Annotated in this window: 12 protein-coding genes; 2 read left to right on the top strand and 10 right to left on the bottom strand. The window is 44.7% G+C overall.

Annotated features, from left to right (window positions below; genetic code table 11):
• Positions 1–8 precede the first annotated feature (8 nt).
• Both CF394_RS08910 and CF394_RS08905 read right to left on the bottom strand, forming a co-directional pair.
• Positions 9–659, bottom strand: a complete 651-nt coding sequence (locus tag CF394_RS08910) for a class F sortase (protein ID WP_094943076.1) — start codon at positions 657–659, stop codon at positions 9–11.
• 3 nt (positions 660–662) lie between these two features.
• Positions 663–1,022: a hypothetical protein gene (locus CF394_RS08905; protein WP_094943074.1), complete on the bottom strand. Its 360-nt coding sequence runs from the start codon at positions 1,020–1,022 to the stop codon at positions 663–665.
• Between CF394_RS08905 and CF394_RS08900 the strand changes: the two genes are divergently transcribed.
• Positions 1,009–1,530: a hypothetical protein gene (locus tag CF394_RS08900; RefSeq protein WP_094943073.1), complete on the top strand. Its 522-nt coding sequence runs from the start codon at positions 1,009–1,011 to the stop codon at positions 1,528–1,530. The genes CF394_RS08905 and CF394_RS08900 overlap by 14 nt on opposite strands.
• Here the strand turns inward: CF394_RS08900 and CF394_RS08895 are convergent.
• The 4 genes from CF394_RS08895 to CF394_RS08880 form a co-directional block, all read right to left on the bottom strand.
• A complete protein-coding gene (locus CF394_RS08895; RefSeq protein ID WP_094943071.1) occupies positions 1,524–2,942 on the bottom strand; it encodes an MATE family efflux transporter in 1,419 nt (472 codons plus the stop codon). The genes CF394_RS08900 and CF394_RS08895 overlap by 7 nt on opposite strands.
• A gap of 93 nt (positions 2,943–3,035) precedes the next feature.
• Positions 3,036–3,836: a 3D domain-containing protein gene (locus tag CF394_RS08890; protein ID WP_094943070.1), complete on the bottom strand. Its 801-nt coding sequence runs from the start codon at positions 3,834–3,836 to the stop codon at positions 3,036–3,038.
• A gap of 230 nt (positions 3,837–4,066) precedes the next feature.
• Positions 4,067–5,956 (bottom strand): alpha-E domain-containing protein, encoded by a 1,890-nt coding sequence (locus CF394_RS08885; protein WP_094943068.1) that lies wholly within the window; start codon positions 5,954–5,956, stop codon positions 4,067–4,069.
• Positions 5,949–7,400: a circularly permuted type 2 ATP-grasp protein gene (locus CF394_RS08880; protein ID WP_094943067.1), complete on the bottom strand. Its 1,452-nt coding sequence runs from the start codon at positions 7,398–7,400 to the stop codon at positions 5,949–5,951. Before CF394_RS08880 ends, CF394_RS08885 begins: the two co-directional genes overlap by 8 nt.
• Before the next feature lie 168 nt (positions 7,401–7,568).
• On the opposite strand from CF394_RS08880, the gene CF394_RS08875 reads away from it, so the two are divergent.
• Positions 7,569–9,101 carry an FAD-dependent oxidoreductase gene (locus CF394_RS08875; protein WP_094943065.1) on the top strand — a complete coding sequence of 511 codons (1,533 nt, stop codon included), beginning with the start codon at positions 7,569–7,571 and terminating at the stop codon, positions 9,099–9,101.
• Positions 9,102–9,142: 41 nt separating this feature from the next.
• Here CF394_RS08875 and CF394_RS08870 read toward each other — a convergent pair whose 3' ends face one another.
• The 4 genes from CF394_RS08870 to floT all read right to left on the bottom strand — a co-directional run bounded on the left by CF394_RS08870 (position 9,143) and on the right by floT (position 13,202).
• Positions 9,143–9,601, bottom strand: coding sequence for a hypothetical protein (locus tag CF394_RS08870; RefSeq protein WP_094943064.1), 459 nt, complete (start codon positions 9,599–9,601; stop codon positions 9,143–9,145).
• Between the two features lie 394 nt (positions 9,602–9,995).
• Positions 9,996–10,871, bottom strand: a complete 876-nt coding sequence (locus CF394_RS08865) for a nuclease-related domain-containing protein (RefSeq protein WP_094943062.1) — start codon at positions 10,869–10,871, stop codon at positions 9,996–9,998.
• A gap of 108 nt (positions 10,872–10,979) precedes the next feature.
• Entirely contained in the window at positions 10,980–11,249 is a 270-nt protein-coding gene (locus tag CF394_RS08860) for a hypothetical protein (protein WP_094943061.1), read from the bottom strand.
• A 384-nt stretch (positions 11,250–11,633) separates the two neighbouring features.
• The gene (gene floT / locus CF394_RS08855; RefSeq protein ID WP_094943059.1) at positions 11,634–13,202 is read right to left on the bottom strand and encodes a flotillin lipid rafts scaffold protein FloT; all 1,569 of its coding nucleotides are present in this window, start codon (positions 13,200–13,202) and stop codon (positions 11,634–11,636) included.

Genomic DNA, 13,202 nt, shown 5'->3' with positions numbered 1-13,202 from the left:
GACTAGTGTCAGCCATTTTTCAGCGTGGTGTAAACCACCAACCGGTCTTCATAGAAGCGCCCTTCCTTGTTCCAATCGCCTGTGCAGGTGATGAGATTGAGATGGCTGCCATTGCTGAAACCGAAGATGGAGCGAACGGGTGAATCTTCCATAGGATACGTCTCCATGCGTTGGACGACGAATGTTAAGCTTGTTCCATCAGACGATTCAACAACCACTTCGTCCCCTGGTTTCAGTTTGTTCAGGTCGTAAAAGACGGCGGGGCCATCCGTCCAATCGACATGACCTGCGATCACGGCATTTCCTGGCTCACCGGGTAAGTAGCCTTGCTCGTACCAGCCTGGTTTTTCTGCAACATCAGGCACCCCCATTTGCCCGTTGTCCAAAAGCGGTGTACGCTGGATCGTAGCATCTACATCAATGGCCGGAATACGGATACGGTCGGGCACAATTCCCTCACGTTCGTCTTTGATTACTTTCGAAGCTTTGAGTTCAGAGCCTGGTAAGCCAATCGTCGATTCCGATTTTACAACAGTGGATTCAGTGGGTGGTGTTGCTGCTGTTTCAGAAACGTCAGATGCTCCTTCCTCAGAAGCTTGCTGGCAACCGGCCAGCAACCCGATACTGAGGAGAAAAGCAGCTCCGGTACGGAATTTCATAAATTATGCCTCGTTGTTTTTACGACGGCGTGCCATGAATGCAGTTGCACCAAGTGATGCAGCTAGCAAGCTTCCAAGTAAGAAGCCTTCAGCGCCCATTCCGTCTTGTTCTTCAGCCATACCACCCATACCTGTTTTAGGCATTCCTTCTGGCATATCTCCACCTTTGAAGTTTTCAGGGAATTGATCCACGATTGCTGTTGCAATTCCTTCAGAAGGCATTAACATGTGAGCATAAGCTTCACGTAGGTTTGTATAAGCGCCTTCATAGTCGCCTTCTACATATAGGTCAAATGCAGCTAGTTTTGCACCGGGACAAGGAAACAGTAATGATCCGGTCTTGTCAGAAGTGTTCGTCGGCAACTGGGCTGCTATTGACCCATTGGTACTTACCGTATTCAACTCGCTCGGTATCTTTCCGCTCGTCTTTCTGACCCTTTTACTGCGAAATGATAACAAGCGCTGGCCAGCATGGCCGTTCTCACTGGTGTCCTTTGCAGCTGGTGCATTCGCATTGCTTCCGTATTTTGCATTCGGCAATCGACCACCTGAACGTACGATTCGTACGCCAAAGTTCTTGTTGCACCTATTGCGTTCAAAAACGTGGTTGATTTTCTTGATTGTGATTACCGTCGCAAATTTGATCACGCTGCAAAACGGCATTTCTATAGATTCCTATATGGACACGTTCAATGCGTCCCAACTAGTGTCTGTGATGACAGTTGACTGGTTCGTATTATGGGGGCTGTCTGTTTATGCTGTCTATCAGTTCTATCCAGAGGCACGTATGAAAGAGTTAGCTTTCATTCCCATTGCCGGACCTCCGCTGGTGCTCCTCATCAACTCAAAAAAACAAGCCGGATTTCAATGAGACTCGGCTTGTTTTGTGTTGTCAGGAACTTTGACGAGTGCATAGCGTTTCCATGCCTTGCTCTTCCAGCGGAATAGCATAATAAGGCCTCGTGTCCATTCATCAATAGCAATAGCAGCCCATACTCCCACCAGTCCCCAGTCGAGGATGAAGACGAAAAAGTAGCCTAGTGGCAAACTGATTCCAATCATCGAGATGGCTCCCATAAGAACTGGGAAACGGGCATCTCCCGCTGCTCGTAACGAATTGATGATTACAATATTCAGCGTTCGTCCCGTTTCAAGCGCGAGACCGAGAACCAGAACTTGTGCAGCAAGTTGAATGACATCAGGATTGTCCGTAAAAATCGAGACGATCGGTTTTCGGAAAAGAACAACTAGAGTGACTGCAGTCACTGTAAATGTCATAGCATAGCGCACACTTTTCCACAGTTGGGTATAAGCATCTTCCGAACGCCCTGCTCCTACGTAACGTCCTACAATGATGGCAGTCCCCATCCCAATGGCAATGGCAAACAGATAGGTGAACATGGAAATGTTGTGAGCGTACTGTCTAGCTGCAAGTGACTCTGCCCCTAAATACGTAATATAGAACAGGAACACAATTTGTGCAGCTTGGTACAAAATCTGTTCAAATGCAGCTGGCAATCCAATTCGCATAATTTTGCCTACATACTCTTTTGACCACGCAAAGTAATCCTTCCACTTCACGCGGACTTCCATCACTTGATAGAACAGCCAGAAAAACACGAGCATCGCAAGAAAGCGGCTTCCTATAGATGAAATGGCAGCCCCTTCGACTCCCATCTCCGGAAATCCGAACTTCCCGAAAATCAGCACATAGTTCCCAATCACGTGAATCACATTCATACCAAGCGACACATACATCGTTTGTTTCGTCCAACCGTGAACGCGAATGACTGCGGCAAGTGAATTGATAATAGCTTGTAAGAAGATAGCGCCACCGACAATCGATAGGTAGCTCTGTGCATAATCGAGCACGTCGCCTTGTAAGTTCATCGCGACCATCATTGCTTTTGCAAAGATGAGGTAGACGATACTCAAAATCACACCAATCATTAGATTGAGCGTCACAGAAAGAGCGGCTACTCGTGACGCTTCTTTAATCAGCTTAGAACCTAAGAACTGAGCGACTACAATAGAAGCTCCTGCTGCGACGACTTCTAATAATAAAATTGCGATGTGGATATATTGATTCGCAGCTCCTACTCCCGAAACAGCATCATCGGATAAGGAGCTGAGCATAAATGTATCGACAATTCCCATTAACATAAAGAGAAAAACTTCTAAAAAAATTGGCCAAGTCAGATGAAATAAATTTAAATCGCCAGTCGACGACTTCTGTTTTTTCACACGATTCCCTTCTTCCTCAACTAAACATTCCCTTAGCATAGCTAACAATTTCGGAAAAGGAAAGAGTTGAAAAGGGTTACATGAAAAAATAACATAAAAAAGCCACAGACCGAAGTCCGTGGCTTGCTTAAATTAGTCTAAAATTTTCACTGTAATTGTTTGACGTCCCCAATTTAGAGCGTCTTGTTGATCTGGCATGAAGATATCAATTTTGTTACCTTTGATAGCGCCGCCTGTATCTCCAGCAATCGCTTCTCCATAACCTTCAACCCATACTTTCGAGCCTAATGGGATGACGTTCGGATCAACTGCAATCACTTTCATGCCTGGATTAGCACGAAGGTCGATACCTGTTGCTGTTGTACCTGAACAGCCTTCACAGTAAGCCGTATAAGCAGTCGCTTCAACTGTCAATGTTTGAGTAGCCTCTGCTGGAGCTTGAGAAGTCTCTTGGCTTTCTACTGGTGCTTGTTCTTCTGCCTGCTCCTGTGGAGCTTGAGCTTGTTCTACTGGTGCTGATACAGCAACTTGTTGCTCTGAAGAAGCAGCAGCTTGTGCTTGCGGTGCTTTATAGTCAGTTCCCTCAACGAACAACTTTTGTTCCGGGAAGATTAAATCAGATGTTAAGCCGTTCCATCCTTTAAGATCGGCTACTGAGATATTGTGTTGCTGTGCGATTTGGTAGAGCGTGTCGCCGCTAACCACTGTGTAGGTTTCAAATTCTCCAACTTGTAACTCTTGTTTTGGGAAGATCAATGTAGAATCTAAATTGTTCCATTCTTGAATGTCTCCCACAGATACTTGATTTTCTTGTGCAATGGACCACAATGTGTCCCCGCTTTTAACTGTATATAATTGTTCAGCCGCAGACGCACCTGCTGCGCCGATAAATAATCCTGAAATAGCGGTTAGTGCAACGATTTGTTTTTTCATAAGTAAAATTTCCTCCTTTTCACTAACGACCCCTATCGTACCACCTCCACATTGCAAAACGATGTCAACACAGTACCAGACCTCTATCAATTAAGTCTCGCGGTCATCACAAAGATGACAGTGAGAACACAATAATGACAATCAGATGACAGCGATGTCTGACCTCTAACAATGTACAGAAAAAAGCCATCTACAAGGTCTATCCCTTGCAAATGGCTTTAGTTTTCCAATCAAGAATCTGATTTTGATAATAAACTGACTGATACTTTTACATCAATTGTGCTTGCGCCACCTCGGTAAACCCCTTGGACTGGGCTCACATCATTATAATCACGCCCTACACACATTCGGATGTGATTCTCGAGGGCCTCCACGTTATTAGTCGGATCAAGTCCAACCCAACCGATTCCTGGTATCATGACTTCTACCCAAGCATGGCTCGCTGCGTCCCCAACTAATGCAGAATCTTCGCCTACATACAGATACCCGCTCACATAGCGTGCTGGAATCTGCTTCGTTCGTAGAATCCCGAGCATCACATGCGCCATATCCTGACAGACACCGCCTCGAATTTCAAATGAATCCGTAGCTTTTGTGGTGACATCAGTAGCGTGCGGATCATAGCTGAACGTATCATACACATAGCGCATCACATCAATCGCGTATTGTACGGGATTGGTCATAAGGCCGATTGAACTGTCCACTCGGTCCATTTGTTCCGCATTCAAGTACGTGTAAGCTGTATTTGCCAAGTAGCCCGCGTAATGTTCTTGGAACAGATCCGAATGAAAGATATCTTTCATCTCAGGTGAATAATCGATCTGCTGAATGAATGGACTGCGTTGAATACTTACTACAGATGTAGATTTGATTTCTAGATGTTGGTGACGCTCCGCGATAAAGAACGTCTCGACATTGTTGCCCCAAATATCCGTATGTTCCTTAGTCAACGACATAGGTGTGATATCTGTTCGGTAAGAAAGCAAACGTTGACACTCGTCCGAACGAGGCTTTAAGCGAATGGAATTCATACTCTGATCTACGACAGTGTCGTAATCAAAAACATTCGTGTGTTCAATTTTATATTTCATAGCTGTCTTTCTCCTCATTTCAGGTGGAAGGGCTTGCTCTTGATGCTGTGAGAAATCAGGTGAATTGACGGGCTCTGTTAAGTAATAGGTACGTGAGAAAATATGACCGATTTGATTGCATTTATCTTGGAATTTGTTCAAGAAATCAATCGTCTCGTCTGTATCTAAGTCCTGGATTTTCATTTGATTGAACTCGCGCCGAAGGGAATCCATCGCCTCATAGAGCTCCACAGAGTAATGAGCGACTTTTGCATTTTCTAACGCATCCACTGCTTCTCGCACATGTTCCATGCAGTACCGGATAGACCGCGGGAAATCTTGATTGGTAATCAAGAACGATAAAATTTTCGTCGGTTCCATACGTGGAGGATTCGATTTTAAGTAGGCCTCGTATCCATTTACCATGCGTAACGCGCTGGACCAGTAGTAATAGTCACTTGCTTCATATTCCTTTTCACGATGTTTCGTCTGTTCACTGACGACATTCAATATGCGAGCCGTTTTCTCAGCCCGCTCGAGCCACTTCCCAATCTTCAACATATAGTATGCCACATCACGAGACATTGCTGCTTCGATAATGCCTTGCGCCATGTATGAAGCTTGCTTCGTTTCATTAAAGAAATCACGCATAGTATGGATGGAATAAGGACGGTCCTGCAATGGATTGGCCGACAAATAAAATTGATTCCAAGCCTCAAACAAGTCATTCGGTATATAATCACGCGTCACACGCGCATTATCTCGCGCAATCCGAATGCAGTTTAAAGAAGAATTCAAATTGGTCTCGCCGAACGTCAGGAAGCAAATCAAATCCTCTACGCGAGTCTTTCCCATCTCATGTAGCTGTTGTAACTCTTCTGCTGTTGCACACACTTCAAAGAGGATGTGATAATCTTCTTCTTGAAAAATATCTTTATTACCCGCCTCAAGCATCTGCGTCAAATGCACATGCATAATGCGTGAATGACTTTCAGACCGTTCAATGTTTCGCGCCATCCAGTACAGCGCGTCTGCTACACGACTAAGCATGTGCGTCCCCTCCATTCTTCAAAATCCACGTATCTTTAGCACCGCCGCCTTGAGAGGAATTGACGACGAGTGATCCTTTCTTGAGAGCTACACGTGACAAGCCACCAGGCAACACATGCGTCTCTTTACCTCGCATTACGAAGACACGGAGGTCGACGTGGCACGGATAGAACTCTTCTCCTTGATAAGCCGGAGCACGAGACAGCTGAATAGTTGGCTGTGCGATGTATTGATGGGGAGTCTCTTCAATTTTTTGTTTGAAGATCTCAATTAACTCTTCATCCGCGTGAGGACCGATCAACATATCATAACCTCCGGAAGCCCCCACGTTTTTGATAACCAGTTCCCGGATATGTTCAAGTACCCACTGTCGGGTTTCGTCTTCCTCCAATCGGTACGTCTTCACGTTCGCAATGATTGGTTCTTCATTCAAATAAAATTGAATCATGTCCGGGACGTACGAATACATCGCCTTATCATCTGCCACACCATTCCCGATGGCATTAAGTATAGCGACATTCCCTTTTTGGTAGACGTCGACAAGACCATTAACCCCTAACATCGAATCTTCTCGAAACGCGAGTGGATCCAAGAAGTCATCATCAATGCGGCGGTAGATGATATCAATTCTCTGCAGACCACGAATTGTCTTCATAAATACATACCCGTCTTTTACTAATAGATCGCGGCCTTCTACGAGGTGAATCCCCATCTGCTGGGCTAAAAAGACGTGGTCGTAATAAGCTGAGTTGAACATCCCTGGCGTCAACAAGACGGCAGTTGGATTGTCGATACCCGGAGGCGCATGATCGAGCATCGCCTCGTGCAAGTAAGTCAATTGATGCTCTAAAGTATGTACAGGTTCATCCGCAAAAAATTCCGGATAGACTTGACGCATGACATAACGGTTCTGATACACATAAGACATTCCAGATGGATTGCGAAGATTGTCTTCAAGCACCATATAGTTGCCCTCTGTATCTCGAATCAAATCGATGCCAGCAAGGAAGATATGATTATCCAAAGGAACTCTCACTCCACCCGCCTGCTGCTTATAATAGTAGGCATTGTTTTCAACGAGGTCTCTCGGAATAACTCCTGCCTCTACAATTCGTGCATCATGATAGATATCTTTTAAAAAGCAGTTCAATGCTTCGGTACGCTGTGCCATTCCCTGTTCAATCATCTTCCAGTCATCTGCCGGAATAATAATAGGAACAAAATCAAATGGCATCGTCCGCTCCGTTCCCACATTTTGATGATAGACAGTAAACGTTATGCCTTGCCGTAAAAAGGAGAGTTGGGCCAATTCATGCTTTTCTCGTAATGTTTCCAAGTCACTTTCAACAAGCTTGTCATGAAAGTTCTGGTAATGCGGTTTGGGTGAGCAGTTTGGATCAAACATTTCATCATAAAACGGGACCACCTTATAATTTTCAAACATCGTATCGCCCCCAGTCGTCTTAATTTTCTGATTTCTAACAGTTTACCATACCCTTAATCGACTTTTTACACTCCAAAAAAGTTTTTAGATTTTGTTTGAAATTTGTGTAGATGTTAAAAACTAGGGTACAGAGAGTATAATGCTATTTTTCATGAAGGAGGAATTGCTGTGGCAAACGATTTCACTAACGAACCATCCTCATTCTGGTTAGATGGACCCCAAATCCCTGAATGTCCTGCTGTGACCGAGTCCATTAAAACAGATGTAGTTATTGTGGGCGGAGGTATTGTCGGCATCGTCGCTGCTTACTTACTGCGAGATTCAGGTCGACAAGTTACCGTCATCGAAGGAGGCCGGTACTTACATGGGACAACTGGCTACACCACTGCCAAACTGACGGTTCAACACAGCCTCATCTACGACGAATTGATTTCCACGTTCTCAGAAGAAGATGCTCGTGCCTATTACGAAGCCAATCGTCAAGCTCTGGACTGGGCGAAAAATCTGGTCGAACAAAATGGTATCGAATGTGGATTAGAAACCCGTCCCGCTTATGTATATGCAGAATCCTTCAAAGGTGAGGACAAAATTGAAAAAGAATTTCAAGCTTATGAAAAAATCGGGATCCCAGGAGCTTCTTTAACTAAAGAGACCGACCTTCCGTTCCCGGTCCGGATTGCTTTGAAGCTTGAAGACCAGTTGCAATTTCATCCCGTCTATTTTTTATCAGCACTGATGAAAGAAGCACAGCAGGCAGGTGTCACGTTCTATGAAAACTCTCGTGCCAAGACAGTTCATTCGCCTAGTCAAGTCGAGCTAGTGAACGGCCATAAAATCGATGCACAGCAAGTTCTCGTAACGAGTCACTTCCCGTTCAATGATTTTGAAGGCCTGTATTTCTCTCGCATGCGAGTCGAGCGCAGCTATGCGATGACTTTGCGCGGTACATTCAAGGAAGATATGGGCATGTATATCAATGCGGAAAACCCAACGCGCTCAATTCGTACTGTGTTGGACGCTTCAGGAGAACGCCTGTTGCAAGTCGGCGGTGAAGGCCATGTGTCCGGTCGTCATGAAGAAAGTACTCGTAACAATTACGCGACGCTTCAGCAATTTGCATCCAGCTATTTCGGAACTTCAGAGGTCACTCACAACTGGTCTTCCCAAGATTTGATGCCGCTTGATCACTTGCCGTATATCGGAAAGATGGTCACGGGAATGCCACACGTCTATGTAGCGACCGGCTTTTCAAAATGGGGGATGTCAAACGGAATTGCCGCTGCCCACTTGTTGACTGACCTGGTCATGGGTCGAGCCAATCCTTATGAAGAACTATTTTCTCCAACTCGAACGAAGCTTCGCCCTAAAGGAATCGGCAGCTTCATCAAAGACAATGCAGGTGTAGCGAAAGAGCTCATCAAAGGCAAAGTTACCGGTGCAGAAGCATCTCTAGACGAACTTGGTTTTGATGATGGCAAGCTGGTTCGAGTCGACGGACAGAAGCTCGCTGCTTATAAAGACTCAGACGGCCACGTCACATTCGTAAAGCCTGCTTGTACGCATATGGGCTGTGACGTCGCATTCAACAAAGCCGAGCGTTCTTGGGATTGCCCATGTCACGGTTCTCGATTCAGTTTCCGCGGGGACGTTCTGGAAGGTCCTGCAACTGAACCTCTTGAGCAGGTTGATATCAAAAAATAGAAAAACGTGCAGTCCCTTGTCTTTAGGGAACTGCACGTTTTTTAGTTGCGTTTAAAGCCTTCTTCTTTTAAATAAAGGATAGCCGCTTCTTGCGATTCAAAGCTGTCTTCAAGATTCTGACCGTGGTAGATGTTCCACAGGTCGTCTTCATTCACAAGCTTGAGTTCGCCGCCTTCTTTGTTACTCCAATTTTGTTCCGTAGCATCTTCAGCTTGTTCTTCTTTAGTAGATAGCAACGCGATCGAATAGCGGATCATTTCTTTGATTTCGTCTTCAGAAGCTTCACGAATATTCACAAGACCTCGCTCATCTGACTCGTAAGGACCGCCGTCTCCAACAAAGACATAACCGTTCCCATTTGGGTGGAGTTGCTGCACGACGATTGTTTTGTCGTACTGGCTGTCTTCAAAGTGGTAGTTTAGACGTTTTAGAGAGATGGCTTTCTTGGAAAGCTCCGGGAATGTTTCGATGATGGCTTGTTTTTGTTCAAATGTTAGCATGTTGGACCTCTTTCTTATGGGGGTGGTTGGTAGTATGTAGTATAGCATAGATTGGGGTGGTGGTGTACGGGCGGCGTGGTGTACGGGCGGCGTTGTGTGGGTGAGCGGCGTTCATCAGCATCAGCAGTGTTTTCTTCTGCATGCGAGGGAATTTCTTCTGCATCAAAGCTGGTTTCTTCTGCATGAGAGGAGTTTTTTCTACATCAGCGGCGATTTCTTCTGCATGTCAGAGCGTTTCATCTACATCAGCCGCGACTTCTTCACCCTAGAGAGTTTCTTGCACACTAGCAAAATCCTTTCCATTCCTCTCGCCTATTCGTTCCCCAAAATCAAGGCCCTTATTAGAAAGGCTTTTGTGTCATAAGTTCTTTCTAGAAAAGATGTTTGGATACCCTTACAACTTCTCCACCTCTAACCAATTGACTTCCCTATTTCGGTTGATTTTGTATAGTCTATTTTTCTTTTCGAATAATATGGATATCGCGCCCGATGCTATTAGTTTCTTTAGATTTCTGGCCTGCAGATCAGGAAGCACTTGATGAAAATCGCGCATCGATAATTGGTCTCCTAGCAGATCAAATACATTTAAAATATTGGCTTCTAATGCGCTAGTAGTTGTCAACTTGCATTCCGTGCAATTCCATGACTTTTGATTAAGCAACAATAGTCCAAAGCAAGTAGGACATTGCATCCCTTTAATTAGTTCAGTCGGAACTATTTCGTATCTAGAGCAAAGTGAGAATAAGTAAAACGGAGTCGCCAAGCTTTGGAGTCGTTTCTGAAGAGATTTTACATTGACTTGTTGTACTGGATGCTTGGATAGTTCGTGCAGGAATGTAGGAAGTTGTTTTAATGAGAGGACTGGATGAGTAGTTGGAAATGCAACATCTTCTATTACTGCAGATCGATTTGCCCATACAATGGCTGTAAAGATCGGGAGTTTTGACTTTCCTAGTAGCTGTTTAAAATGAAGCAGGTTTCGGTCCATTTGAGTAAAGGGACAATCTAATGCCTGCATTTCTCCATCTATCATCCGAATCAACTGAGCCGGATTTTGCCTGAAAGTAATATGACCTTTAATATTTTTTACTTCTAGTAACAGAATGTAGCGATTGGTGAGAATAAGATAATCTATTTGAATAGAGAAAGAGTGAGCTTTTCTGGAGTGGTAATTGTGAAGGATTGAAACAGGTTGTTTGTAGTAGGATTCTTGCAAGTATGGGAGAACTTCATTTTCTCCACGTTCCCCCGCCTTCCTTATAGTGACCATACTTTTGAGGAGTTCTGATTTTATATGGTGAACGGGTAAGCGAGCGCCTAGTAAAGCTAGAGTTTCGCGTCCTGACTGAGGAGTAAACAGTTTTATAAAATGACCTCCCTAACTTTCATAATCCAAATCGACCTCTCCTTTTTTCATATAAACACGCCAGGAATTGCGTTGCCAATAAGTCGAAAATGTAATTGACCAAAACATAAGAAGGAACATGTAGAGGATGACGACTAAGTCGTGTTGATTAAAATAAGAAAAGAGAATAATCGTATAAACCACGGCCAGAAGAAACGTTTCTCGGAAGAAATGCTTTAGTCCGAAATGGCTTTGCATGATAAACAAGACAATAGCAATCACAAAAGGTAAATGGAAGATCATAAGCAACCTCCTTATTTGGTAGTTTTTCTCATTGTAGGGTTAAGTTGTTTGAATTGCAAGATATTTTTGAAGTGGGGTAGATCTTTCTAGAAAATCTTTTAAGTATCCTGAACTTCAACTTTTTTTCAGAAAATCTTATGCAGAAGAAATTAGAAGCGATGAAGAAGAAAGTAGGCTTAATGGGGAAGAAATCAACTCCTATGTAGAAGAACCTCCTCTCATGCAGAACAAAACCCTCTGGCATGCAGATGAAACTCACCCTCATGCGCAACAAACCAGCTTGCTTGTCGATGAACGCTCGCTCACCAGCTCACCCGCCCACCCCACCTCTCCACGCCCCACAAAACAAAAACCCCCAATCGCAAAGCGGTCGGGGGCACATCATTAGCTTTCTGATGAAGTTGGTTGAAGTTGTTTCGGTTCTTCACCAGCGTCTTCTTTCTTTTCCGCAAACAAACCATCGGAGATGCGGTCGAGGCTTGGACGAATCGTTCCTTTGCCTGAGTAGTTTTCTAGCATTTCTTTTACGTCAATGCCAGACGATGCTTTTAAAGTTTCTTGAAGTGTGGACATCAAGTTGGTTGCATACGACGTGACTTTGTTTGCTCCGCCGCCTTCGCCACCACCCGTGTCTACAACTGTGATCTTGTCGATGTTGCTCAGTGGAGAAGCGATTTGTTTCGCGTATTCTGGCATCATGCGAACGATCATGTCGAGGACAGCTGCTTGGCCATACTGTTCGAAGGCTTCAGCGATTTTGCGTTTCGCTTCGGCTTCTGCAAGACCTTTCAAGCGGATAATTTCTGCTTCCGTTTCCCCTTGTGCTCTCTCAGAATCCGCTTTCGCAAGACCATCAAGACGAATCTTTTCAGCGTCTGCTTTTGCTTTCGCTTCAATTGTATATTTCTCTGCATCGGCTGAAGCCATTTGGCGGGCTTTATCAGCAGCAGCATTTTGCTCGATTGCGTAACGGTCCGCATCGGCTTTCTTCTTCACTTCTGAATCGTACTGCTTCTCACGACGAAGAATCTCTTTTTCTTCTAGTTCAATTTGCTTTTGACGCTCGATGATCTGGACTTGCATCTCTTGCTCAGTTACTTCTTGTTTCGCACGAGCCGACTCCAGTTCATACGCTTGGTCAGCGCGGGCTTTCGCGATATCTTGCTCACGGCGGTATTCTGCAACTTTCAATTGATTTTCTTTTTCTGCTTCTGCAATCTCTGTAGCGCGTTCAAGTTCTGCACGCTGTGCATCTTTAGAAGCTTCTGCGCGTTTGATACGCGTCTCTTTTTCTGCTTCAGCAGTTGCAATATCTGCATCACGTTTCACTTGAGCGATACGTGGTTTCCCTAGTGAATCCAGGTAGCCGTTCTTGTCTCGAACATCTTTGATAGTGAACGATACAATCACAAGACCCATCTTAGCTAGGTCGTGTGAAGCCACTCGCTGAACTTCTTGAGAGAACTTATCACGGTTCTTGTAAATCTCTTCTACTGTCATCGAACCTAAAATGGAACGTAAGTGACCTTCTAGAACTTCTTTCGCTTCGTTCTCCCGGTCTTCTTTTGTCTTACCGAGGAACTGCTCAGCTGCTGTTGCGATTTGAGGGATCGTTCCGCCAATTTTAATGATGGCTGTCCCATCGGCCATAACTGGAACACCTTGCTCCGTATAGACTTCTGGCGTCGTAACTTCTAGTTTGCTTGAAAGCAAGCTGAGTGGTTCAGACTGTTGAAACACCGGTAATACGAATGTTCCTCCACCACGGATGATTTTAATCTTGTTGCCCGATTCATCCGTATGTACTGTTTTAGAGCCTAAATAACTTCCCGTTACGATTAAAGCTTCGTCTGGTCCTACCGTTTTATACTTTGCAACGTAGACCCCGATAATAGACAATAAAATGAATCCAACGACACCAGCAACAACCCAAATTCCCATATCCAATCCCAT

This window comes from Tetzosporium hominis, assembly GCF_002265435.1.
Lineage (GTDB): Bacteria > Bacillota > Bacilli > Bacillales_A > Planococcaceae > Chryseomicrobium > Chryseomicrobium hominis.
This window is presented reverse-complemented; position numbering and strand designations above follow the sequence as displayed.

Excerpts from the sequence above, each read along its gene's own strand:
- CF394_RS08910 (WP_094943076.1), bottom strand. The coding sequence starts at position 659 with ATGAAATTCCGTACCGGAGCTGCTTTTCTCCTCAGTATCGGGTTGCTG.
- CF394_RS08895 (WP_094943071.1), bottom strand. The coding sequence starts at position 2,942 with ATGCTAAGGGAATGTTTAGTTGAGGAAGAAGGGAATCGTGTGAAAAAA.
- CF394_RS08890 (WP_094943070.1), bottom strand. The coding sequence starts at position 3,836 with ATGAAAAAACAAATCGTTGCACTAACCGCTATTTCAGGATTATTTATC.
- CF394_RS08885 (WP_094943068.1), bottom strand. The coding sequence starts at position 5,956 with ATGCTTAGTCGTGTAGCAGACGCGCTGTACTGGATGGCGCGAAACATT.
- CF394_RS08880 (WP_094943067.1), bottom strand. The coding sequence starts at position 7,400 with ATGTTTGAAAATTATAAGGTGGTCCCGTTTTATGATGAAATGTTTGAT.
- CF394_RS08870 (WP_094943064.1), bottom strand. The coding sequence starts at position 9,601 with ATGCTAACATTTGAACAAAAACAAGCCATCATCGAAACATTCCCGGAG.
- CF394_RS08865 (WP_094943062.1), bottom strand. The coding sequence starts at position 10,871 with ATGGTCACTATAAGGAAGGCGGGGGAACGTGGAGAAAATGAAGTTCTC.
- CF394_RS08860 (WP_094943061.1), bottom strand. The coding sequence starts at position 11,249 with ATGATCTTCCATTTACCTTTTGTGATTGCTATTGTCTTGTTTATCATG.
- floT (WP_094943059.1), bottom strand. The coding sequence starts at position 13,202 with ATGGGATTGGATATGGGAATTTGGGTTGTTGCTGGTGTCGTTGGATTC.